The organism is Variovorax durovernensis (assembly GCF_977011995.1).
Genome location: NZ_CDRNCW010000002.1, coordinates 466,753 through 489,802, shown reverse-complemented (window position 1 = coordinate 489,802; position 23,050 = coordinate 466,753). Strand labels below are relative to the sequence as shown.

17 protein-coding genes are annotated in these 23,050 nt (G+C 66.9%); 5 read left to right on the top strand and 12 right to left on the bottom strand.

What is annotated here, in order from left to right:
* Positions 1-21: 21 nt before the first annotated feature.
* A complete protein-coding gene (locus tag ACWV14_RS34300) occupies positions 22-1,239 on the bottom strand; it encodes an MFS transporter (protein WP_454908262.1) in 1,218 nt (405 codons plus the stop codon).
* A gap of 83 nt (positions 1,240-1,322) precedes the next feature.
* Between ACWV14_RS34300 and ACWV14_RS34295 the strand changes: the two genes are divergently transcribed.
* Complete coding sequence (locus ACWV14_RS34295; protein ID WP_454908261.1) at positions 1,323-2,306, top strand: GlxA family transcriptional regulator; 984 nt, start codon at positions 1,323-1,325, stop codon at positions 2,304-2,306.
* Between the two features lie 24 nt (positions 2,307-2,330).
* Here ACWV14_RS34295 and ACWV14_RS34290 read toward each other — a convergent pair whose 3' ends face one another.
* Together ACWV14_RS34290 and ACWV14_RS34285 are read right to left on the bottom strand one after the other, a co-directional pair.
* Complete coding sequence (locus tag ACWV14_RS34290) at positions 2,331-3,578, bottom strand: lactonase family protein (protein WP_454908260.1); 1,248 nt, start codon at positions 3,576-3,578, stop codon at positions 2,331-2,333.
* 312 nt (positions 3,579-3,890) lie between these two features.
* Complete coding sequence (locus ACWV14_RS34285; protein WP_454908259.1) at positions 3,891-4,523, bottom strand: TetR family transcriptional regulator; 633 nt, start codon at positions 4,521-4,523, stop codon at positions 3,891-3,893.
* Positions 4,524-4,605: 82 nt separating this feature from the next.
* On the opposite strand from ACWV14_RS34285, the gene ACWV14_RS34280 reads away from it, so the two are divergent.
* The gene (locus ACWV14_RS34280) at positions 4,606-5,262 is read left to right on the top strand and encodes an O-methyltransferase (protein ID WP_454908258.1); all 657 of its coding nucleotides are present in this window, start codon (positions 4,606-4,608) and stop codon (positions 5,260-5,262) included.
* On the opposite strand, the gene ACWV14_RS34275 is transcribed toward ACWV14_RS34280, so the two are convergent.
* A complete protein-coding gene (locus ACWV14_RS34275; protein WP_454908257.1) occupies positions 5,259-6,470 on the bottom strand; it encodes a serine hydrolase domain-containing protein in 1,212 nt (403 codons plus the stop codon). The two genes, ACWV14_RS34280 and ACWV14_RS34275, sit on opposite strands and share 4 nt — an antisense overlap.
* 162 nt (positions 6,471-6,632) lie before the next feature.
* Between ACWV14_RS34275 and ACWV14_RS34270 the strand changes: the two genes are divergently transcribed.
* The 3 genes from ACWV14_RS34270 to ACWV14_RS34260 are packed head-to-tail and all read left to right on the top strand — an operon-like array spanning position 6,633 to position 12,426.
* Positions 6,633-7,679, top strand: coding sequence for a TRAP transporter substrate-binding protein (locus ACWV14_RS34270; RefSeq protein ID WP_454908256.1), 1,047 nt, complete (start codon positions 6,633-6,635; stop codon positions 7,677-7,679).
* Positions 7,676-10,702: a bifunctional diguanylate cyclase/phosphodiesterase gene (locus ACWV14_RS34265; RefSeq protein WP_454908255.1), complete on the top strand. Its 3,027-nt coding sequence runs from the start codon at positions 7,676-7,678 to the stop codon at positions 10,700-10,702. Before ACWV14_RS34270 ends, ACWV14_RS34265 begins: the two co-directional genes overlap by 4 nt.
* Positions 10,702-12,426 (top strand): OPT/YSL family transporter, encoded by a 1,725-nt coding sequence (locus ACWV14_RS34260; RefSeq protein WP_454908254.1) that lies wholly within the window; start codon positions 10,702-10,704, stop codon positions 12,424-12,426. Before ACWV14_RS34265 ends, ACWV14_RS34260 begins: the two co-directional genes overlap by 1 nt.
* Here the strand turns inward: ACWV14_RS34260 and ACWV14_RS34255 are convergent.
* The 8 genes from ACWV14_RS34255 to ACWV14_RS34220 all read right to left on the bottom strand — a co-directional run bounded on the left by ACWV14_RS34255 (position 12,419) and on the right by ACWV14_RS34220 (position 23,039).
* Complete coding sequence (locus ACWV14_RS34255; protein ID WP_454908253.1) at positions 12,419-13,327, bottom strand: 2OG-Fe(II) oxygenase; 909 nt, start codon at positions 13,325-13,327, stop codon at positions 12,419-12,421. The genes ACWV14_RS34260 and ACWV14_RS34255 overlap by 8 nt on opposite strands.
* A gap of 4 nt (positions 13,328-13,331) precedes the next feature.
* On the bottom strand, positions 13,332-14,003 hold the full coding sequence (locus ACWV14_RS34250; protein WP_454908252.1) for a hypothetical protein: 672 nt from the start codon (positions 14,001-14,003) through the stop codon (positions 13,332-13,334).
* Positions 14,004-14,044: 41 nt separating this feature from the next.
* A complete protein-coding gene (locus ACWV14_RS34245; protein ID WP_454908251.1) occupies positions 14,045-14,695 on the bottom strand; it encodes a hypothetical protein in 651 nt (216 codons plus the stop codon).
* 18 nt (positions 14,696-14,713) lie between these two features.
* Entirely contained in the window at positions 14,714-16,123 is a 1,410-nt protein-coding gene (locus tag ACWV14_RS34240; protein WP_454908819.1) for a cytochrome-c peroxidase, read from the bottom strand.
* A 103-nt stretch (positions 16,124-16,226) separates the two neighbouring features.
* Positions 16,227-18,671, bottom strand: coding sequence for a phosphoesterase (locus ACWV14_RS34235; RefSeq protein ID WP_454908250.1), 2,445 nt, complete (start codon positions 18,669-18,671; stop codon positions 16,227-16,229).
* A 1,150-nt stretch (positions 18,672-19,821) separates the two neighbouring features.
* Positions 19,822-20,976 carry an FAD-dependent monooxygenase gene (locus ACWV14_RS34230; RefSeq protein WP_454908249.1) on the bottom strand — a complete coding sequence of 385 codons (1,155 nt, stop codon included), beginning with the start codon at positions 20,974-20,976 and terminating at the stop codon, positions 19,822-19,824.
* Between the two features lie 19 nt (positions 20,977-20,995).
* Positions 20,996-22,093, bottom strand: a complete 1,098-nt coding sequence (locus tag ACWV14_RS34225) for an ABC transporter substrate-binding protein (RefSeq protein ID WP_454908248.1) — start codon at positions 22,091-22,093, stop codon at positions 20,996-20,998.
* A gap of 43 nt (positions 22,094-22,136) precedes the next feature.
* Positions 22,137-23,039 carry an ABC transporter permease gene (locus ACWV14_RS34220; protein ID WP_454908247.1) on the bottom strand — a complete coding sequence of 301 codons (903 nt, stop codon included), beginning with the start codon at positions 23,037-23,039 and terminating at the stop codon, positions 22,137-22,139.
* Between the last annotated feature and the right edge of the window lie 11 nt (positions 23,040-23,050).

Below are 23,050 nucleotides of genomic sequence, written 5' to 3'. Positions count from 1 at the left end.
TGTGATACACGGCAACTCGACTCACACAGCAGCCGTCGCACGGCGAATGGAACGCGCCCAGATGAACGTCATGGCCGCAGCGAGCAGCACCACCGGCAGCATCGCTGCATTGAGCGGCGCCCAGCCGAAGTGATCGAGCGCGGGGCCGGCAGCGAGCGTCGCACAGGCGGTGCACACGTTGCGCAGCAACTCCGCGGCGCCCTGCGCACGGCCGCGCTCCTGCGGACGATATGACTGCGCCAGCAATGTGGTGCCGCCTACGAACATGAAGTTCCAGCCCACGCCCAGGCAGAACAGCGCCGCGTAGAAAGCAGGCAGCGTGGTCGAGCTCATCGCGACGACCGAACACACGACATTCAGCACCATGCCCAGGCTCACCACGCGCGGCAAGCCCCAGCGCTGGATGAGCGCACCCGCGAACAGCGCTGGCGCATACATGCCCACGAGGTGCCACTGCATGATCCCCGCGCCGTCGTCGATGGAGTGGTTGCAGGCCACGGCCGCGAGCGGCGCGGCCGTCATCACGAACATCATCGACACTGAACCCACCACGTTGTTGGCCAGCGCGGCGATGAAGATGGGCTGCCTGGCGATCTCGCCCAGCGGGCGGGCCGGCCGAGTGTCGACCGGCCCGCCCGCCGTGGCCTGCATCTGCGTGTCGCGGTAGAGGGCCACGATCAGCACGACCGAGATTGCACCCAGCACGGCCACCATCAGGTAGGCCCCCGCGAACAGCACTGGCGGAAACAGGTCCTTGCTCCACGCCGCGAGCGCCGGCCCCGCAACAGCCGCAATCACGCCACCGGCCAGCACAGTCGACACCGCGCGGCTCTTGTCAGCAGCCGCCACGCCGTCGGCCGCTGCCAGCCGGTAGAACTGCGCGAAAGCCTGGTAGACGCCCACCAGTGCCGTGCCGGCGCAGAAAACCCAGAAGTTGTCGTGGAAGACGGCCCACACCGACACGAGGCCGCCCGCAGTGCCCGCGAGCGCGCCCAGTGTGAATCCGCCGCGCCGCCCGATGCGCTGCATCAGCAAGGACGCGAACCACGTCACCACCGCCCCAGCCACCGTGATGAGTGCAAAGGGCAGCGTGGCCAGCGACTTGTCCGGCGCGAGCATGTGGCCCGTGAGCGCGGTGAGCGTCAGGTCGATCGACACGGCCGCCGTGTAGAGACCCTGGCAGATCGCGAGCACCCGCGCGTCGCGGCGGCCGGTGGAGATGGAGGCGGTGTCGGTCATGAAAGCGAAGGAACGGGTTTGACAGCCTGCACTCTAGGCAACGACACTCAGGCAAGAATGACATACTTCCCTCGTTAAATGACATGACCCGCTCTGTCTCCTTTTTGCTCGTTCCCGAGTTCCAGTTGTTCGACATGGCGGGCCCGCTGTCGGTGTTCCAGGTGGCCGCCGAGATCGGACGCAGCCGGCGTGGCCCCGCCTACGAAATCGCGGTGCTTTCCGAACGCGGGGGTCGCGTGGCATGTTCGGCCGGACTCGAAATGCAGACGCGCTCGTGGCGCGATTCGCAGGCCGGCACTGTCATCGTTCCTGGCGGACTGGGCGCACGAAAGCCCGGCGCGGCCACGCCGGCGCTGGTGCAACACCTGCGCGGCGCACTGGCAGCGAAGCGGCGCGTGGCCAGTGTGTGCACCGGTGCGTTCCTTCTGGCCGAGGCGGGCCTTCTGGACGGGCGCCGTGCCACCACGCACTGGCGCCAGGCCGCGCTGCTGCAACGCAGCTACCCCGCCATCACTGTCGACGCCGATCGGATCTTCGTGCGCGACGGCCATGTGTGGAGTTCGGCGGGCATCGCGGCCGGCATCGACCTCGCGCTGGCCCTGGTCGAGGCAGATCTTGGCGCGGACATCGCGGGCGCGGTGGCGCGCGAGATGGTCGTCTACCACCGGCGCACGGGCGGGCAGTCGCAGTTCTCCGCGCTGCAAGACCTCGCGCCGCAGAGCGAACGCATGCGCGCCGTGCTGGCACACATCGGCGAGAACCTCGCGGCCGACCTCGACATAGAGCGGCTCGCCGAGGTGGCTTGTGTGAGCCCGCGCCAGTTCATGCGCACCTTCAAGGCCGAGACCGGGCAGACGCCGGCCAAGGCCGTGGAGCGCATCCGTGCCGAAGTTGCACGCACGCACATCGAGGGCGGCGACAGCAGCATCGAGGCAGTTGCGCGGCTCACCGGTTTCGAGGACACGGAGCGCATGCGGCGCGCGTTCGTGCGCGTATATGGCCAACCGCCGCAGGCCTTGCGGCGCATGGCGCGAGCGGCGGCGCCCGCCGGGGCGCCTAGTGCCTGAGCCTCATCGGGCCCGGACCCGAGTTCACCTCGACAAGGCAATCTTGTTCGGCGCCTGTCCGGCATTGACGGTCGGCGCCGCTTGCGGATTCAGTACACCCGACACCGCATCGATGGTGTAGATCGACACCTCGCCGTCCGCGTTGTCAGCCACATAGGCGAACTTGCCGGCCGCGTCTATCGCCACGGAGGCGGGACGATTGCCCGTGGAAATCGTCGGCTTCACCGCGGATGTCGGCGCACCGGTCGAGGCGTTCAGGGTGTAGGCCGACACATTGGGGCCGTCCAGGTTCGCCACATAGGCAAAGCGCCCCTTCGGGTCCACGGTGATGCTGAATGCACCGCCACCCGTCGCAGGCGGCGTTGCCGCGAGCGGCGCGAGCGCGCCCGACACGGGATCGATGGCGTAAGCCATGACGGTCCTGTCGCCCTGGTTCAACACATAGGCGAAGCGGCCGGAGGGATCCACGGCAATGTCGCGGGCCCCGGAACCGGCCGTCACGGTGGGAATCGTCATCGGGCTCAGCGCACCGGACGTGCCATCGATGTTGAAGGCCGACACGCTACCGTCGCCGGTGTTCGCCACGTAGGCGAAGCGGCCCGTAGGGTCCACGGCTATACCGTAAGGCGATCCGCCGGTCTCTACGGACGACACCGGCATGGAGCTCAGTGCCCCCGTATCAGCATCGATGTTGAAAGCCAGCACGCTGTTGCCCACCAGATTCACGAAGTAGGCAAAGCGGCCGGTGGGGTCCACCGCCATCCCTGCCGAGGTGCCCCCGAGTGCCACGGATGGCGCGTCGATGTGACTCAAGTCACCTGTCGTGCGATCGATGGTGTACGCCGACACGCCCTTGCCCGACGTGCTCGACACATAGACGAAGCGGCCCGAGGGATCGACGGTCAATGCGTACGGACCCGGCACCGATAGCGTCGTCGCCGGACTCAGCGCTCCGGACGTCGCATCGACGGTGTAGGCCGACACGCTGTTGCTGCCGCCGTTCGACACATAGGCAAAGCGTGAAGGAGGCTCGGCGCAGACGACCTGCACGTCGTCCACCGCGGCCGACGCGATGGTTCCGCTGCCGTTGCCGACGGTGCAGACGCGCGTCAGGATCTTCGACTGTGACTTGATCGACACCGCGTAACTCGCGCCGCCGGCAAGCGGTGTCGCAAAACTGAAGTGGCCATTGGCGGCGATGGGCAGGTCGTCGCCTGCGTTGTTCTGCAGCACCAGGCCCGTGCCCAGCAGGCCGGTGACCGTGCCGCTCAAGGAATAAGTTGGTGTCGCCGGGGGCGGCGAGGTCTCAGGGGACGATGCAGGTGTAGGCGCGGAGGTTGCGGGGATAACCGGCAAGAAGCCACCGCCCTCTCCACCGCCGCCGCCTCCTCCGCAGGCACCAAGCGCAAGGGTAAGGGTCGCGGCAAGGGCGTAGCCAGCGCGGCGCGAAAAAGCGATATGCAGGGTCATCGGGATGGTCGGCGAGCGAAACGTTTTTTTACGAGCGCGCAGACTATCGAAGGACGCTTTCCAAAGCCATCCCCGAGAACAGGTAGAACGGTGCGGGCTCCAAGCACCCGCGGCTCAACGCGATGCGAGGCTTTCCATGTAAGCGCAGAGCATGTCGGCCATGGCGTCCGCCCAGGCCTCGATCTCGTCGGTGGTTCGGGGGCTCTCCGAAAAATCCTTGCCCACCGTGCTGAGCGTCCTCACGATCAGGTCGCCCGCCATTTCGCGCGTGGCATCTGAGGCCGCGGGCAGTGCTTGCTTCATGAACACCCTCACGATCTCGCCACCGGCGGCGCGCACTTCCTGCGCCTCCGGCGCGTCCCGGTAGAACGGTGCGGCGTCGCCGAGGGCCGTTCGCACCTCCGCCTCATCGCACTCGGAGCGAATGAAGGCGTGCGTGAGCATGCGCAGGCGTTCCAGCACGGGCCGCTGCATGTCTCCCAGAATGCCGCGCATCATCTCCGTGGTCTGCCGCCATTCGTCGCTCTGCAAACGAAACAGGATCGACGCCTTGTTCGGAAAGTATTGATAGACCGAACCCACGCTCACCCCGGCCCTCTCGGCAACGCGGGTGGTGGTGAAACGGCTCACCCCTTCTTTCGCCAAAACCTGAATAGCTGCCTGAAGAATAGCTTGGAGAAGGTCGGCCGAGCGCGCCTGCTTGGGCTTTCTGCGAGAGGAGATGGAGGCACTTGGGCGGTCGGGCATGGGCAGGATCCGTAACGCGAATAGAAAACATGAAGGGTTCTTCATATTATTTCGCATCTGCTTTTTCACACGGAAGAACCCAATGACGACCCTGACCTCCCCTCCCCTCGCCCCTTTGCTGGACCGCCTGTTCCTGCAGGCCGCCGCGGCAACCAGCCCTGCCATCGCCAACATCAGCCGCGAGGAACGCGAACGGCTGATGCACAGCAAGACCGAGTACCTCGACCTCTATGGCCGAATGAAGGATCTTTGGCTGCCCGTGTCGCGCGAGACCGGCGTGCTGCTCTACCAGTTGGCGCGCAGCATGAACGCGCGCAACATCGTGGAGTTCGGCACCTCCTTCGGCCTGTCGACCCTGTACATGGCTGGCGCGCTGCGCGACAACGGTGGCGGCAGGCTCATCAGCAGCGAGTTCGAGCCATCGAAGATCGCCAAGGCCCGCGAGCACCTGACCGAGGGGGGTGTGAGCGACCTGGTCGAAATCCGCGAAGGCGATGCATTGAAGACACTGGCCGTCGACCTGCCCCAGACCATCGACCTGGTGCTGCTCGACGGCGCAAAGGCGCTCTACCCCGACGTCCTGGCGCTGGTCGAGAGCCGCCTGCGGCCGGGTGCGCTGATCGTGGCGGACAACGCCGACCACAGCCCGGAGTACCTGGCACGCGTGCGCGCTTCCGACGGCGGATACCTGTCGGTACCCTTCGCCGCCGACGTGGAACTGTCAATGCGGGTGGGCTAGCCACCCGGCTTTCCCACGCTTTCGTCGTCGATGGCCTTTTGCACCGCCCTGTAGAAGTCCTCCCGCGCCGCGCTGTCGACGCGGCTCGATGCCCCACCCGCCCAGTTGCCATTCGAGGCGATGACCAGCCTGCGCTTCGGATCGATGAAGATGCCCTGGCCGAAGATGCCGCGCGCCGCGAAGCTGCCGTCGTCGTAGGTCCACCACTGATAGCCGTAGCCGCGGCCCGGCTGGCCGATGTCCGTGCGCCGCGTGGTGGCCTCGGCCAGCCAGCCGTCCGGCACGATCGGCTGGCCGCCGACGCGCGCGCCGTCGAGGACGAACTGCCCGAAGCGGGCAAAGTCGCGCGTGGCCGCCTGGATGCAGCAACCGCTGATTTCCTGGCCCGTGCGGTTCAGGATCCACGTGGCCTGCTGCTCCATGCCGGCCGGCCGCCAGATCTTCTCCGAGAGATAAGTGGCCAGTGGCTTGCCCGTCGCCCGCGCCACCAGCACCCCCACCAGATTGGTCTCGCCCGTGCTGTAGTTCCAGCGGGTGCCCGCCGGTGCCACCCGGGGCAGCTGGCGCAGGTAGCTCACCAGCGCGTCGGCACCCGGCTCCGGCCGATGGTTGTTGAAGCGCGCAACGTCCGACTGCGGATCGCCGTAGTTTTCGTTCCAGCGCACGCCGGAGGTCATCGTCAGCAGCTGGCGGATGCTGACAGCGTCATAGGCAGAGCCCTTCATCTCCAGGATGTAGTCGCTTACCTTGTCGTCGAGGCTGCGAATGTGGCCGTCCCGCACGGCGGCACCCAGCAGCGTGGAAGTGATGGATTTCGCCACCGAGAAGCTGGTCCAGCGCCCTTCGCGGTCGAAGCCCAGGCCGTAGCGCTCCAGGCGCAGTTTCCCGTCGTGCAGGATCACGAGCGCGGCGCTGCGTTGCTGCGCCATGTATGCATCGACGTCCACGGGCAGCGCCAGCGGCGGCCCCGGCGGCAAGGCCGAGGGCGCGGCACCGGCGGCCACGACATGCGCCTTGGCCAGCACCGGCAGGCGGTCGAGGGCGCGGAAGCCCGCATCGCGCTGGCGCTGGCTCCAGAACAGCACATCGCTGTTGGTGGGCAGCGTGGAGAGCAGTCCGCGCGTTTCCTTGTCCAGGCTGAACCAGCCCGCGGCACCGGCGATGGCCAGCACAGCGAGCCCTCCGAGAACGATCTTGCCTAGCTTCATGCTGCGAATTCCATCCGTGACGGTAGTGAATGACGATGTGCCGCGCATTGGACACCAACCTGTCGTTACCAACGCTCGCCGCGTTACAACATCCGATGGCGTTCACGCATCGCCGTCCGTAAAACCTGTGTAATGATTTGAAACCCCTCTTGCACAGGCGTTATGTTGGTCTACCTCGCCGGACTCCTGATGTTCTTCGCCTCGCTGCTCTGCCACGCGCAGACGGCGCCCGAGCAACGGCTTCGCATCGTCGGCGGTCTGGGAGGAGTCACGCAGTACACGGGCCACGAAGAGCAGTTCTGGACCCGCGATCTGGCAACGCTGTCGGGCGGCCGCTACACCGCCAGCATCGTGCCCTTCGACCGTGCAGGCGTGCCGGGGCAAGAGATGCTCAACCTCATGCAGCTGGGCGTTGTGCCTTTCGGCACGGCGCTCCTGAGCCAGATCTCGACGCAGTATCCGGAACTCGGCGCGCCCGACATGGCCGGGCTGAACCCCGACGTGCCCACGCTGCGCCGCACGGTCGGCGCATTTCGCCCCTACCTTGCCACCGCATTGCGCGAACGCTATGGCGCCGAGCTGCTGGCCGTGTACATCTACCCGGCGCAGGAGGTGTTCTGCAACAGGCCGCTGCAGCAGCTGTCCGACCTTGCGGGCCGGCGCACGCGGGTGTCGAGCTCGACGCAGGCGGATTTCATCTCCGCGGTGGGTGGCACGCCGGTCTATACCGAGTTCTCGCAGATCATGACGAACATGAAATCCGGCAATACCGACTGCGCGGTCACCGGCACCATGTCGGGCCACACGCTGGGCCTGCATGAGGTGACCAGCGCCATCTACACGATGCCGCTGAGTTGGGGCGTCGCGGTGTTCGCCGCCAACCGCGAAAGCCTCAACGCGCTGCCGGCCGATCTGCAGGCGCTGCTGCGCAAGGAACTGCCCAAGCTGGAAGCCGCGGTATGGACCCAGTCGGAGCGGGAAACCGACGAGGGCATCGCCTGCAACACCGGGGCCGCCGGTTGCGGCAAGCCCACCAAGGGCCGCATGACGGCCGTTCGGCCGTCGCCACAGGACGAAGCGCGCCGCCGCGAGATCTTCGCGACCCGCGTGCTGCCGGGCTGGGTGCAGCGTTGCGGCCCCGAGTGCGCCAAGGCCTGGAACCAGACGCTGGCACCGGTGATGGGGCTGCGCGCTCCTGCAGTTCAGTGAAGTCGAAATTCCCGCGCCGCGTCACAGCCATCGTCTTTGGCGTGGCCGTGCTTTTTCTCGCCACAGTGGCGACCGTGGCCAGCCTCATCGTCTGGGATGTGCGCCAGAAGGCGATCAGCGACCACGAGAACCTGGCGGTGCGCTTCGTCAGCGGCTCCGAGGCGGCACTCAACCGCTCGCTGCTGAGCGTCGACATGCTGCTGGCGGGCTCCAACGAATTGCTGCGCAGCTCCACCGTCGGCAGCGCCGGCGCCGACATGAGCCGTTTCGAGGACCACCGGCTGCTGGACAACGTGGTGCGACAGAACCTGCTGGTGCGCCACATCGCCTTCGTCGACGCGCGCGGCGTGGTGGTCGCCTCTTCCGACCGGCGCGGCGCACAACTGCCGCTGGCGCTGCCCGAAGGCTTCCTCGACAAGGTGCTGGCCAACCCCGTCTCCACCCTGGCCATCAGCGAGCCGGCCACCAGCCTCGTCACTTCGCAGAAGGTATTGTTCCTGGCGCGCGCCACCACGCTGGCCGACGGCTCTCGCATGATGGCGGTGGCCGAGGTGCAGCTCTCGCTGCTGGCCACCATCATGACCCAGGGCGCCGGCATCTACGGCCTGGAAGTCACGCTGGAGCGCGACGGCGGCACGCTTCTGGCAAGCCTGCCGCCGCGCGACGATCTCAACGGCCGACAGATCGAGCCCGCCCTGCACGAGAGGACCAGCGACGGCAAGCCTACGCGGATGGCAGCGCGCCTGAGCGGCCTGCCGGCCATCGTCGTGGCCCGCCCGACACTGCACCGCAATCTGCTGATCGTCGCGAGCATTCCCCTGACCTCGGCACTGCGCGAGTGGCGCCGCGAGCGCGACCTGATCGCATGGACGGCCGTCGCCATCGGGCTGATGATCCTGGCGGTGGCCTGCTTCACGCACATCCAGCTGCGGCGGCAGTGGCTCGCGCAAATGGAGCTGCTGCGGTCCAAGTTCACCCTCGACCAGGCCCTGGAATCGATGATCGACGGCTTCATCCTGCTCGACTCGGACGACCGTGTGCTCACCTGGAACCGCGGCTTCGTCGCGATGTTCCCTTGGGTCGAGCCGATGATCGCGCCGCAGCTGCCGTTTCGCCGCATCATGGACGAGACCGCCCTTCATGTGGTGCATGACCAGGGCCCGGCCGACTGGACGGCCCTGAACATGCCGCAGATGAGTCAGTCGTACTCCGAGCAGGAGGCGCTGCTGCAGGACGGCCGGGTGATCCGTGCCGCGCGCAGCCGCACACCCGACGGCGGCATCGTCTGCGTCTACCAGGACATCACCGAGAAGCGCCGCCACATGGCGGCGATCATCGAAAGCAAGGCGCAGTTGCAGGCCACGCTGGATGCGCTGCCCGACCTGCTGCTCGAAGTCGGCCTGGACGGCCGATGCCGCGGCTATCACTCGCCGCGCGTGCCCTTCCCGGCCATCGACATCGAGAACCCGGTCGGGCACCTGCTGTCCGAACTGCTGCCGGCCGAGGCCGCCTCCGAAGTCATGGGCGCGCTGTACGACGCCGACGCCAACGGCCATTCGGCCGGGCGGCAGTTCGAGCTGCGCCACGCGCGGGACAAGGACTGGTTCGAAATCTCCGCCTCGCGCAAATCGACAGGCGCCGGCCAGGACGCGCGCTTCATCGTCATCCTGCGCAACATCACGGAGAGCAAACGCGCCGCGCGCGAGATCGAGCACCTTGCCTTCTACGACACGCTCACCGGCCTGCCCAACCGCCGGCTGCTGCTCGACCGGCTCAAGCGGGCCATGGGCTCCACCGCGCGCGGCTCGCGCCAATGCGCGCTGCTGTTTCTCGATCTCGACAACTTCAAGACGCTGAACGACGCGCTCGGCCACGACATCGGCGATGTGATGCTCAAGCAGGTTGCGCAGCGGCTGAAGGAATGCCTGCGCGAAGGCGACATGGTGGCGCGCCTGGGCGGCGACGAGTTCGTCGTGATCCTTGAAGACCTGGGCACGCAGAACGTCGTCGCCACCTCGCAGACCGAGACCATGGGCGCGGCCATCCTCGCGCGGCTGAACCAGCCCTACCAGCTCGGCCTGCAGCAGCACCACAGCACCTGCAGCATCGGCGCCGCGCTCTTCGATGCGAGGAACGCATCCATGGAGGAGGTGCTCAAGCAGGCCGACATCGCGATGTACTACGCCAAGACCGCCGGCGGCAACGCGCTGCGCTTCTTCGAGGCCGGGATGCAGACCGCCATCACCGCGCGCGCCACGCTGGAAAGCGAGCTGCACGCGGCCATCGCCGCCCGGCAGTTCGTGCTGTATTACCAGAGCCAGGTCACGGACGAGAACGTGGTGACGGGCGCGGAGGTGCTGGTCCGCTGGCGCCATCCGGCACGCGGCCTGCTGCTGCCACACGAGTTCATCGACGTGGCGGAAGACACGGGACTCATCATCCCGCTCGGCCTCTGGGTGCTGGAGACCGCGTGCATGCAGCTGGTGGCCTGGCGCGACGATCCGCGCCGCCGCCATCTGCAGTTGTCGGTGAACGTGAGCGCGCGGCAGTTTCGCGAGGCGGACTTCGTCGACCAGGTGAGCCTGGTGCTGCAGCGCACCGGCGCGGACCCGCGCAAGCTCAAGCTGGAGCTCACCGAAAGCCTGCTGCACGAAAAAGTGGTCGACGCCATCGGCAAGATGGACGCGCTGGCCGCGCGCGGCATCCAGTTCTCGATGGACGATTTCGGCACGGGCTATTCGTCGCTCTCTTACATGACGCAGCTGCCGCTGAGCCAGATCAAGATCGACAAGTTCTTCGTGCACAGCATCGGGCTGAATCCGAAGGTGGAGTTGATCATCCAGACGATCATCGGCATGGCGCGCAACCTCGAGCTGCAGATCGTGGCCGAGGGCGTGGAAACGCAGGCGCAGCGCGACTTCCTCGAGCGCCACGGCTGCCGCGTGTGCCAGGGCTACCTGTTCGGCCGGCCCCAGCCGCTGCAGCTCTACGAACGCGAACTCGACTTCGACACGGCCGCCTGATGCCGCCCTCGCAAGCATCCCCGCAAGCCCTCCGGCGCTGGTTGCCGGCCGAGGGCGGCTGGCGCTACCACCTGCTGCTGGTGGCCGCGGGCGCCCTCGTGCTCGGGCCGCTGGCCGGCGTGACGGCGGCCTACATGAACTTCTCGCTCGGCTTCTTCGTCGGCGGCCAGGTGTTCGCGGGCCTGCTGGGCTCGGCCGTGACGGCGGGCTACGGCGCGAGCGGACGGCACGGCGCCAACTACATCCAGACGGCGGCCGCCTCGGTGGCCGCCATGAGCGGACTGGGCGTGCTGCTGCAGGCAATGGCGTGGATGGGCATGCCGCAGCCGCCGGCATGGCGCCTGATGCTGTACCTGGCCTGCATCGGCATGCTCGGCGCGGGCGTGGGCATGCTCTACACGCCGGTGCTGGTGGACCGCATGCGGCTGACCTACCCGTCGGGGCTGGCGGTGGCCAACATCCTGCGCGCGCTGACCGATCCGGTGCTGTTGCGGCGCTCGGTGAAGCAGCTCGGCGGCGGCATGGGCATCGGGCTGGTGGCAGGGCTGGCCACGACGCGGCTGGCGGTGCTGGGCGCCATCGGCATGTCGGCCTCGCCCCTGGGCGCGGGGCTGGTGGTGGGCGCGCGCATCGGCGTTCCGGCGGTGACCGGAGGCCTCATCGGACTGGCGCTCAAGCCGTGGTTCGTCTCGGCCGGCTGGCTGCAGGCGGACGACGCGCCACGCAAGGTCATGTTCCTCATCGCGCTGGGCACGATCATGGGCGCGGCGATCCTGGACATGGCGCTGATCTTCTGGCGTGCATTGCCGGGCGCGCGGCGGCAGGCAGCAGCACCCGACGAGATGCCCAAGCCCGGGGTCACGCGCGGTCTCGCGCTCTGGGTGCTGTTCTGGGGCGCTGCCACCGTGGCCTGCGGGCATTGGCTGCTGGCGCAGCCGGTGTTCTATCTGGTGGTGGCCGTGGCGCTGGTGTTCGTCTTCGCGCTGGTCAACGGGATCTCGGTGGGTGTGAGCGATTCGAACCCGATCTCCTCGGCCTTCGTCGTGACCGTCGTCATCCTTGCCGCGCTAGGACTGCGCGACCCCACGGTGGGGCTGATGGCCGGTGCGGTGCTGCTCATGGCCACGGGCGTGGCCTGCGACATGCAGCAGGACCGCTCCACGGGCTGGAGGCTCGGCAGCTCGCGTGCGCTGCAGTTCCGCTACCAGGTGATGGGCATCGTGGTGGGCGCCGTGCTCGCGGTGGTGTTCGCGCGCCTGTTCATGGCGGCCTACCCGGTGCTGCTGCAGGACCAGACGGTGCTGAAGGCCGATCAGCAGCCGAGCGGCTGGACCTCGGCCATGACCTACAAGTTCGTCGGCGTGCTGCGCGGCCTGACCGACGACGTGCCTTACCAGCGCACGGCGATCGGCATCGGGATTGCCGCGGGCCTCTTGATCGAGGGCCTGCGCAAGTGGATCCGCCCGCGCGGCTTCGTGCTCGACGCGATCGTGCTGCCGTCGCCGTATGCGCTGTCGTTCGGGGGCTTCGTGCCGCTGTCGGTGTCGCTGTGGTTCGGAGCGGGCGGCGTGGCGGGCAGCCTGTGGGCCGCCCGCGCACCCGCGCGCGGAGATGCGCCGCAAGACATGAGCAGCGGCTCGCTGTTCGGCGGCGGCCTGATCGCCGGCGACGCGCTGGCCGCGGTGGGACTGGGCGTGGCCAGCCTGCTCGCTGCAGTCACCTAGCCGCGGGGACTACGCCAGCGACTTCGCCGGCCGCCACGAAGCGGCGCTCGCGCATCCACTTGGTCATGACCCACTTGTCGCCACGGTCCACCGTCGCGCTGGCATGCAGGGAGCGCGCATCGACGCGCCCGTTGTCGTCGCCATATTCGAAGTAGCAGGCGTTGCCGCGAATCGGCGAGAACGCCAGGCCGAGGTGCGGGAAGACGGTCTGGCCGCCGTCCGGCACGTCGTTGAGATAGGTCACCAGGGTGCTCACGCGCTGACCGCTTCGCGCGATGGATTCGCGGTTGGCGGCGTTGGTGGGCGCCAGGTAGTCGTGGTGCGGCTCGCTGCCTGCGCCGGTGGGGTAGTACAGCACCTGCAGCCCCTCGCCGTTTTCGAGCGGCAGGTTCATCAGCGCCGACAGGCGCCGGTCGAGACGCGCGATCAGCTCGTTCTCGCCCAGGCGAAAGAACATGCCCCAGCTGGTGCGCTTGTCGCTCACCACGTCGTGGCCGCTCATCGGATCGACCAGCGTGGAAGGCTTCAGGCGCGGACGCGCCATCTCGATCACGGCCTTGCACTCGTCCGCATCCACGACATTGCCGAGCGCGGCGAAGACCGGGTCTTCGCCGCGCGAGTGCACGACGATCTCGCGATCGGTGGTCGGAATCCGCGTGCCCGGTGCGAGTCGCGCCACGGGCCTGGCGGGAGAGTCGTCCGGTATTTCGATGGCATCGGCCGGCATCGCGGCACCGCGCTGGCGCGCATCGACGTAGGCCGACACGATGGCCCGCGCCGCGCGCTCGTTCATGCCCCGGCCGAGCATGGTGGAGACCAGTGCCTGAGGCGCCCGCCCGGCGTTCAGGTTGTGCGTGAGCCAGCGGCCCAGGTCGGGCGAGAAGCGGACGACGGTGCCCATGGACTCACACCGGCCCCAGCCGCGCGACCCAGCCCTTGTCTCCGAGCGTGAAGCCCTGGCGCAGTTGCAGTTGCCCGCCGGCGCCGTTCGCGATGCGCGTGACCATCGGGAACACCCGCTGCGCGTCGGCGTTCTGCATCCACGGGGCCGTGTCGATCCGGTAGGTGTAGCTCACCACCGCCAGCGGATGCTGTGCATCGGATGTGTCGACCTTGACGTCGACGATCTTCTCGCGCTTGAGATGCGCCACGCAGAAGTCGTTGGCGTGCTCGGCGCCGCGGACAGCGTAAGGATGCGGCTTGTAGAACTTGCGGCCGGCGTCCGTCAGCTCGAACCGCTTGACGGCGCCGTCGGGGTTCTCGCTGCTCTTCGGCACGGCCACGATGGTGCTGTGCACCAGGCCCAGCTGTTCCATCACCGGGAACTGGATGGCATGGCGTGCACCGGAGCCGGCCTCGGCTTCGGTCAGATCGATCGGCCAGTCGGACATGGCCAGGCAGATGTCGCCGCGCTGAGCCAGATGTTCATCCAGTGCGGGCGCGAGGTTCTCCGCGGTGGGGGCCTTGGGATCGTGGCTCACGCTGCATGCGGCCAGTGCGCAGATCATGGCGATGCCCGTCAGAGTCTTGATCGAAGCCAGGGGGCTCCGGCTCGGGCAGATGAAAGAGAGATTCATGGGGTCTGTGGTTGTTTTCAGGAGCAATGGCGATTGCGGACTCAGTGCATGTCCAGCTCGTCCGCGACCCAGCCGCGCCGCGTGAGGTGCACGCCCAGGCGCACCTGCATGGTTCCCTCGCGCTGGATGGCGCGCGACAGCAGCGGGAAGACCTGCTGCACTTCGGGCGTGCTGGCCCACTGGTCGGGCGCGATGCGGTAGGTGAATAGCAAGGAGGTCGCGGTGCGGCCGTCGCGCGTCTGCGGCGGGTCCCAGCCGACCAGGCGGTCCAGGCTCAGGGTGGCCGCGCAGAGGTCGGCCGGGTGTGTCACCGTCTGCGCCGTGGTGCGAATCACCACGGGCACCTGCAGGTAGTACTTGCGCCCCGCATCGGTCAGTGCGTATTCGCGAGCCGGCGCGTTCGCTTGGCTGGCCGCGACATCCCTGCCCGTCACCAGGCCCAGCTTCTCGAGCACCGGCATCTGCTGCGCATCGGGTTCGTGCGATCCGGCTGCCACCGTGATCGGCCATGTGTACTTGGCCAGGCACACGTGGCCGCGCTGCGCGAGATAGTCGTTGACCGTCGCCATGAAGTTGTCGCGCTCCGGAAAGCGCGCCTGTTCGTTGTCGCAGCCGGCCAGCGAGGCCAGCAGCGCCACAAGGAACGCAACGCCGCAGACGCGGCGCGCAAGGACTGAGGTTGTATGCGTCATCGAATCAACAAGCCGTCTTCAGTTCACGCATTTGCCGGTCGCCGGTGGCTTGGCGGCAGGCTGGTAGCCGTCGCTCAAGACACCCAGGAAACAGACCAGGTCGGCGATCTGCTGCGGCGTCATGGCCGGCGGGGAGCCGGGCGCGCGCGGCTTCGTGCCGCTGGCCAGCGTCTTGTCGCCGCCCTCGCCCGTGCCCATCGGCACTTCCTCGTCGATGCTGCCCTGTTGCGCATGCGGCAGGTCGTTGTATTTGCGGACCGTAGCACCCGGTACATGGGTGGGTTGCAGCGCCCAGGCCGGGTTGGCCTGCGGCGTGCCGGTGCCGTCCTTGTCGGCCGGATACCAGTACTCCGGGTTGGTGTCGCGCGTGTTGTAGAAGTTGACGACCTGCTCCAGCGAATGGAGCACGCCGTTGTGGAAGAAGGCGCCTCGCGTCGCCACGTTGCGCAGCACCGGAACCTTGAACATGCCGCAGTAGGGGTTGGGGGTCTCCGGCGTGGCGGGCATGTGGTCGGTACGGTAGGGGCCGCACAGCCCCATGTCGAAGTACTTCGGATCGTCGTTGGCGGGAATCGGGTCGGGGTTGTTCGGGATCGACCTGTCGTTGCGCGGCGCGCCCAGGGCCTGGTAGGTGAAGTCCGTCATCAGGCCGGTGTTGCCGTTGAAGTTGGCGCCCGTGTAGTGGCAGCCCGAGCAGTTGGCAACGCCGGTGCTGTGAAACACGACCTCGCCGCGCCGTTCGGCCGGCGTCAGCGTGCCGCCGGCCTTGTTGAAGACATAGAGGTCGTACTTGCTGCTGTACGGGTGAAAGCTCAGGTCTTCCGTCTCCAGCGCCTGGATCGCGGTGCCGATGGCGTCGAAGGCCTTGTCGGTGTCGTTGAACACGTCGGCGCCGAAGGCCTGCTTGAACAAGCCGGCATAGGTGGCGTTCCGGACCGCCTTCACGACCGCTTCCTTCGAGGGATTGTTCATCTCGAGCGGATTGAGCAGCGGCAGCGCGGCCTGCGCCGCCAGCGTCGCCGCACGGCCATCCGCCATGAAGCCGCCCCCCGGCGAGTTGGAGGTCACGCCGTCGGGGTTCGGCGCATCGTCGTCGAAAGCCGGTGTCGATTCCTTGTAGCGCAGCGAGGGCACGGCACGCGCGCCGGTCTGCGTGATGTCGGAGCCCAGCTGCACCGAAATGCTGTTCGGCGGCCCGTAGGCGTATTGCGGGTCATGGCAGCTCGCGCACGACATGTTCTTGCCGCTGGACAGGTTCTTGTCGAAGAACAACATCTGCCCGACCTGCGCGCCCGGGCTCAGGGCCGGCGCATGCGAGCCCGTGCTTGCCGCCATTGCCGGGCCCTTGCCGCCACAGCCCGCCAAAGCGAGGAGCGCCACCGAGAGCGCCATGACAAGGGAAGCCGTCTTTTCCGTTACCAGATTCATCATTCACCGTTGCTCGAAGGCCGGAAAAAGCTGTTCCAGGCGGCCCCGCAAGGGATTCCGCCTGGAACACCGCCCCCCGTCTGCGTTGGGGGCGGCCTTCGGCTTACTTGATTGCCCAGACGTTGGCCTGGCTTGCATCAGGGCCCACTTGCGGGGTGATCTGGCCTTCCAGCTTGCCCGTGGCGGCATCCTGCACACCGACGATGTCGTTCGCGTACAGCTTCTGGGTGTAGCTCGCAGGGATCACGTACGCATGGTTGATCGGCCGCACCGAGTCGAAGTGCGTGTCCGCGCTGTTCTGGTATTCAGGCAGCGCAAGGATGTTGGCCGTGATGAACGCTTCCGTGTATTTGGTGCGGTTCAGGTACGACGCATCCACGGCCGGGTCGGCGATCTGGAACATGTCCTGCAGCGTGCGCAGGAACGAGAAGTGGCTGTAGGCATCGCTGTCCGCAACCTGCTTCTTCGCCGTGCCCACGTCCTGCTGGTTGGTGATGATGCCGAAGATCGAGTTGCCGTGGCCGAAGTTGCCGGCCGCGTAGTTGGGCGGCGGCGTGGTGGCGGTCGCCTTGCCGTTCGCGTCCACGGTCACCGGCGCCGCGCCGGAATTCGTGCCGCCCGCGTTCCAGCCGCAGCAGGAACCGCTGCCGCCGCCCTCGCCTTCGTCGTACATCACGACGATCGCCACGCGTTTTTGCGGGTTCTTCCACAGCGCCGAGCTACGGATCTTGTTGACCACCATGGCCAGGTAGATGTCGGCGCGAATGGCGCCCGCCTCCTGGGCGTCGTTGCTCTTGGCGTTCGCGCAGCTCGAGTCGGAGCCGACGCCGTGCATGTCGTCGCACTGGTCCGGAACGATGAAGTTGATGTTGCCCACGTCGCCCGTGTCCAGGTCCTTGCCGAACTGGTCGTAGATCCAGCCGCTCGGCACCGGGTAGATCGACGACTTGAGCCAGTCCGATTCCTGGTACTGGGTGCCGAAGATGGTGCGGTTGTTGGCCACGAAATCAGGCAGGCTGCGCGCGCCCTGGAAGGCGATCGACGGGCCGTGCTTGACCTTGTAGAGGCCGCCTTGCGCGACGAAGTTGGGCGAACCGACCAGGGTGGGCGGTGCCGAGCCGTCGAGGCTGGTCGCGCCCTTGAGCTTGCTCGAGTCGTAGGTCGCGGTCACGGCGGTGTCCATGATGCTGTCGGCGCGCACGTCCTGGCCCGGGTTCATCGACTCGCTGTAGGTGCGGATGGTCAGGCCCGCCTTGGACATCGCCGTGAACAGGTTGCTGCCCGGGATGTTGTGCGTCGTGCCGCCGGTGGGGGCGTCGCCGCAAGTGGTATCGGTCGGTTGGTACTGGGCACGGGCGTTGACGTTCGCTGGCGGGAGCTTGTCCTGCTTGGGCAGGGTCTGGCCATCGGAGGCCGTACCACCGGCAAATGCGACGTCCTTGGTTTCGTAGGGGCCGCCGGGAACGGCGCCGCAACCGAACCAGTTGTCGTCGTGGATGCCGAAGTCGTCGCCGCCGCCCAGCGCGGTGTAGTTCGGCTCGGACGGGTTGCCGGTCGAGTAATACGTCTTCAGCTGGTTGTAGTTGTTGAGGATGTAGTTGATGTTGGCCGCGCGCGGGTTGCCGACGATCACATCGGTCGACTTGTTTTCCTCGACGATGACGAAGATGTTGTCGTAAGCCGGCACGCCTTCCACGTTGAAGGCCGCCTGCTGCGCCTGCGCGAAGGTGATGGGCGTCTGCTTTTGCGTCGGCACCGAAGGCGCGACGTTGTTGGTGAGGGTCACGTTCGACAGCCCGGCCAGGCGGGGGTCGCCACCCGCGACGGCCAGGTTGTCGGGGAACATGTCCTTGCGGTCGAGCTTGGTCGTCGCATAGGTGTAGCGGTTGGTCAGTTGGTTGTCTTCGTACAGCACCGCGTATTGGCTGGCGCCGCTCAGGGTGTTGACGTCCGCGAGCGGGTCGGTGATCGCGGCCGTGCCCTGGTTGAAGGTTGGCCCGTTCAGCCGCGTGAGGAGATTGGCTCTTTCGGCCGCATAGCTGCTGCCGTTGGCTTCCACCAGGCGTTGCGCTTCGCTCGACAGCGGGCTGATGACGACCTTGCCCGCGCCCTGGTCGGCAATCTGGGCGGTCGAAGCGCGCAGGATCAGGTGGCTGGCCACCGGGGTGCCGGTGGAGGTGTTGATCGCGCTCGTGCTGATGTCGGCCACCAGCGGGCCGGTCTGGGTGGTGGTCAGCGTGAACTTGCCGCTGGCGTCCGTGACTGCCGACACTTCGCCGCTGTCGAGCACGCCATTGCCATTGGTGTCGACGAAGACCGTGGCCTTCTGGTAGTAGCCGGCCTTGAGGGTCGGGTCGCCCGTGGCGCTGCCCGGCACGAAGCCGCTGGCGGCAACCACGCCGCTGAAGGTCGTGCCGTTGCTGGCGGACGGCGTGGTGAACGGGAAGAAGCTGCCGCCCCCGTCGTTGCCCCCCCCGCAAGCGGCGAGCACGCAAGCCGCGACCGTCGTCAAGGACGTGAACAGGGCTTTTTTATTGAGAATGTTCATATGTATCTTGGGGCAGTGAGTTATGGATGGTCTTTCCGGCCTGCAAGTGGCGTCAGAGGCATCTGCTTTTTCCTTAACAAATGCCACATCGGGGAGAAATGTAGAAATTGCGGGTGACATTTGTGTGTCAAAGCGCGATGGATGCTCAATTCGCACGTGCATTTACGGTCCTTGGATTTGGAGCAGGGACATCTACTGACCACAAGCTGACTCGATAATTAGATGAGAGTTAGCGAATAATTAGACTGGGATTACAAGTGTGCTGCACCGAGGACGCCCGGGGTCGTACTCCGTGGCTTCCAAACCGGTCTTCTCTAGCCCCGAATGAATTAATTCAAACAGGCGAAGAGTTAATCTCCAGGAATTTAATTCCGACAAACTCTCAAACTCCCAGTTACTCTCTTTTGGTCCAATTACGAAGTCGATCGCGCACTCGGATTTCGCACGAAGAAGCCCAATGCATTCAAATCAGTTGCAAATCAATTGACCATTCAATTGATAGCCACGCGGTTGAGACCTCTCGCGAACCGCGCATTGGCGAAATAAATCAGCTCGGCGAAAAGGTGGATCGCTCGGGGCCATTGCTACCCCCGCTATCGCCAGAGACCGACTGAAGCACCGCTGCGCCAGCCAAAAATCTGGCGGGCCGGCTGCGCACCAAATGGGCAGGCGTGCATACGGACGAGGTCTACTTCCGCGACACGGCACACGGTTTCCTGGCCTGGTCTGTCGCAACGCTGCTGACCGCCGCGCTGCTCAGCTCCGTGGTGGGCTCGATCGTTGGCGCGGGTGCGCAGGCTGGTGCGACCGTCGCGAGTGGTGCGGCCACGGCTGCGGGCATGGCGGGGGCAGGCGCGGGCGCTGCCGCATCGCAGCCGGCGCAGGACGGCGGCGCGAGCCCGATGAACTACTTCATCGATTCACTGTTCCGTCGCGACGCAAGCGCTCCTGCCGCTGTGACCGGCGACGCGGGTACCGGGCAGGCTGGTGGTCTCGCTGCTGATCGGCGCCTTCGTCGCCAGCTTCGCCGCGACCTACGGCGGCCGCCGGCACGACCTCTGAACGACCCGGCTGTCCGAACACACTTCCAAGGAGATCCTCATCATGCGTTCGCTTCTGCTCTTGTTTCTCGGCGTTCCGATCCCGGTCATCATCCCGATCGCCCAGTTCTTTCACTAGACGCCGTTTCCGCAAACCTGGCCGCATATGCGCGGAACATCGCGTTGCGCTCGTCGAGCGCCTCCTGCGTCGGCGGCACCATGATCGGTGCGCCCTCCCCGGCGAAAGCCTGGCATTGCGACACATAGGGTCGCAGTTGCTCGTGGTAGGCCGTGGACGCCTCCTCCATGCGGCCGCCGTGCTCGGTCCATGTGTTCGCCAGGAGCTCCGCGGACACCATCGCCAGCGTGGTCCCCATGCCTGACAACAGGGCCGCGCAATGGCCCGCGTCGCCGATCACCGCGACGTTGCCGCGGATCCAGCTCGGCATGTGGGTCTGGCTCACCGAATCGAAGTAGAAGCCCTTGGCGGCGGGGTCGGCGAACGCCGCGCGCATCGCGGGCACCTGCCACGCATCGACGCGCGACAGCAGCCGGTCGATGAGTTCGCGCTGCGCGTCGAGATCGCGGTAGTCATAGTCGATCTCGGGGCTGGCGGCGAGCATCAGACCCTGCGGGCCGTCGCCCGCGTCACGTACGGCGATCATCAGGCCCGGCACACTGAGCATGGCCCGGTGCCAGTGCCGGTCGGCAGGAAGATCGACGAGCGCAACGTAGTGGCCGAAGTGACGCACATATTCCTTCTCGGATCCGAAGGCGAGCTTGCGCACGTTGGAATGAAGACCGTCGGCGCCGACCACCAGGTCGTAGCGGCCCTGCAAGCCGTCCGAGAAGCTGACCTCCACGCCGCCTGCCCCGTCGACGATCGATGCGATGGAAGCCTTGAAGCGAAACTCGACACCATCGGGTATGGCGCTCAGCAGGATACGGTTGAGCCGGTCGCGTGTGATCTCGACGTCGTCGTCGGTCTCGTTGGCAAACCAGCGCAGGTCAAGCGTCGCGACCTGCGCTCCCGTGCCGTCGAGCACCTTTGCCGGACCGAGGATGCCGACCTTCTCGGCATTGATCCTCTGCAGGATGCCCATGCGCTGCGCGGTTGCAAGCGCGCGCCCGCGCACGTCGATGGGCGCGCCACCGGGCCGCAGGCCGTCGGCGCGCTCGACGACGGTCACCCGGTGGCCGAGACGGGCGAACCAGTAGGCCGCCGAAAGGCCGGCCATGCTGGCGCCGGAAATGAGTACGTTCATGGGGCTTCTCCTTCGCCGGCTACAGCTTGAATTCCTTGGCCATCCGCACCACCGCCTGCTTGTCGAAGGCGTTGATGTCGTCGATCAGTTCGTTGGTGAAAAGACGGTTCGGGTCGCCGAGTTCGGCAGCCAGCTTCGGGTTCTTGCTGCTCTGCGCGCTCATCTCGATGTTCGCCTGCCACTCGGCCGGCGACGACGCGCCCATGCGCTGGTCCGGATCGTCGCTCCGGCGCATCCAGCTGTTCTTGCGGTCCTTGAGGATGAAGGCCAGTTCCTTGCGGGCCTCGTCCTCGCTGCGGCCCTTGGGCCGGCTCTCGGGATACGTCGCCCAGTGCAGGTCGATGGCCGCATCGAGGTTCGTGTTCGAGAAGATGGTCGACTTCGCGATGCCCTGGAACAGCGCCACCAGCGCCTTGCGCTCCTCCTTCAGCAGCTTGCGCGGCACGCACAGCCAGCCCGAGCCCACCTGCGCGAACTTGGGCGTGAGCGGCACGTAGCGCAGCCTGGTCCCCACCAGCTCGATACGCGCGGCGGCGGTGTCGAAGGCCACCATCGCGTCCACCCGATCGTTGTCGATCGCCGCGCCGGCCGGCGCGCCGTCGCCGATCGCGATGTACTCGCAGCCGTCGTCCTTCAGGCCCAGTTCGGTCAGCATGATCCTGGTGATGACGATGCCGGTGTCGCCCTGGCTGCGCACGCCGATGCGCTTGCCTGCAAGGTCCGCGGCCGACTTGATCGGGCTGCCGGGCTTGACCACGATCACGTTGGCATTGCGAGGCAGCCACTTGTAGACGCTCACCAGGTCGAGCGACGGATCCTTCGCCATCGCAGGCAGCAGGATGGCCGGCACCGCCGGCCCGAAGTCCACATGCCCGGCGCGCAGGCTCTGCAGCGCCTGCGTCATGCTCGACATGTTGACGTACTCGATATCCACGCCCTTGGGCTTGTAGAAGTCGAGCCTGGGATGCTGGCCCGCGGTGGTGAAGCACTGCTGCGGATCGTTCACCGCCGCGGTGTTCGCCACCTTCATGACCCGCACGCCCTGCGCCAGCGCCGGCAGGCTGGCGGCAAAACCCAGGGCACCGAGGCCCAACCCGAAATCACGTCGCGTCAACATCGCTCACTCCTTCACACGGAAAAAATGCGGGGATGCAGGAAGCTCAGGCGTTCACCGTCCGCTGCGAAGCATCGGCTGGCATCCAGTGCAGCACGCGGCGCTGAATGCGGCGCAGCAGGTCGCTCAGCACGATGCCGATCACAGACAGCACCACGCACACCGCGAAGCTGCCGCCGGTGTCGGCCTGCGCTTCCATCTGCAGGATGAGCACGCCCAACCCGGCCTGCGCGCCGACGAACTCCCCGACCACCGCGCCGACCACGCTGAAGGCCGCGGCCATGTTCAGCCCCGCGAAGATGTAGGGCAGCGCGCTCGGGAACTTGGCCTTGCGGAAGATCTGCCACTGCGTTGCCGAGAGCGAGCGCAGCAGATCGATACGGTCCGGGTCCACCGCCTTGAAGCCCGCGATGCTGGTCACCAGCACCGGGAAGAAGGTCAGCAGGCAGATGATCATCACCTTCGAGCCGATGCCGAAGCCCAGCCACACCACGATGATCGGCGCGACCGCCACCTTGGGCACGCTCTGCAACGCGGCGACGTAGGGCGCCAGCAGCGCTTCGACCTTCGGCATCTGCGACACCACGATGCCGATCGCGAGGCCGACGCCGCTGCCGATGACGAACCCCAGCAGGATCTCGGTCACCGTCACGCCGCCGTGGTACCAGAAGCCGTCCTTCGCGAGCGGCCCGGTCGCCAGGCCGCGCCATAGTGCGACCGCGATGTCGCTCACCGGCGGCACAAGGTGTTGCGGCACCTTGAAGAGCCGCACGCCCGCCTCCCACGCGCCGAGCAGCGCGGCGAGCAGAAGGATCGACTGCACCCGCGTCGATGCGAGCGGGTTCGCGCGGCGCCTCGGCTTCGCCTTGATCGCCGCTGTGGTGGCAAGCGGCGCGCGGTCGTCAGGCAATGCAACGGAGTCGGTCTTGGCGAGCATGGCGGTGGTCATCTGGAACTTCC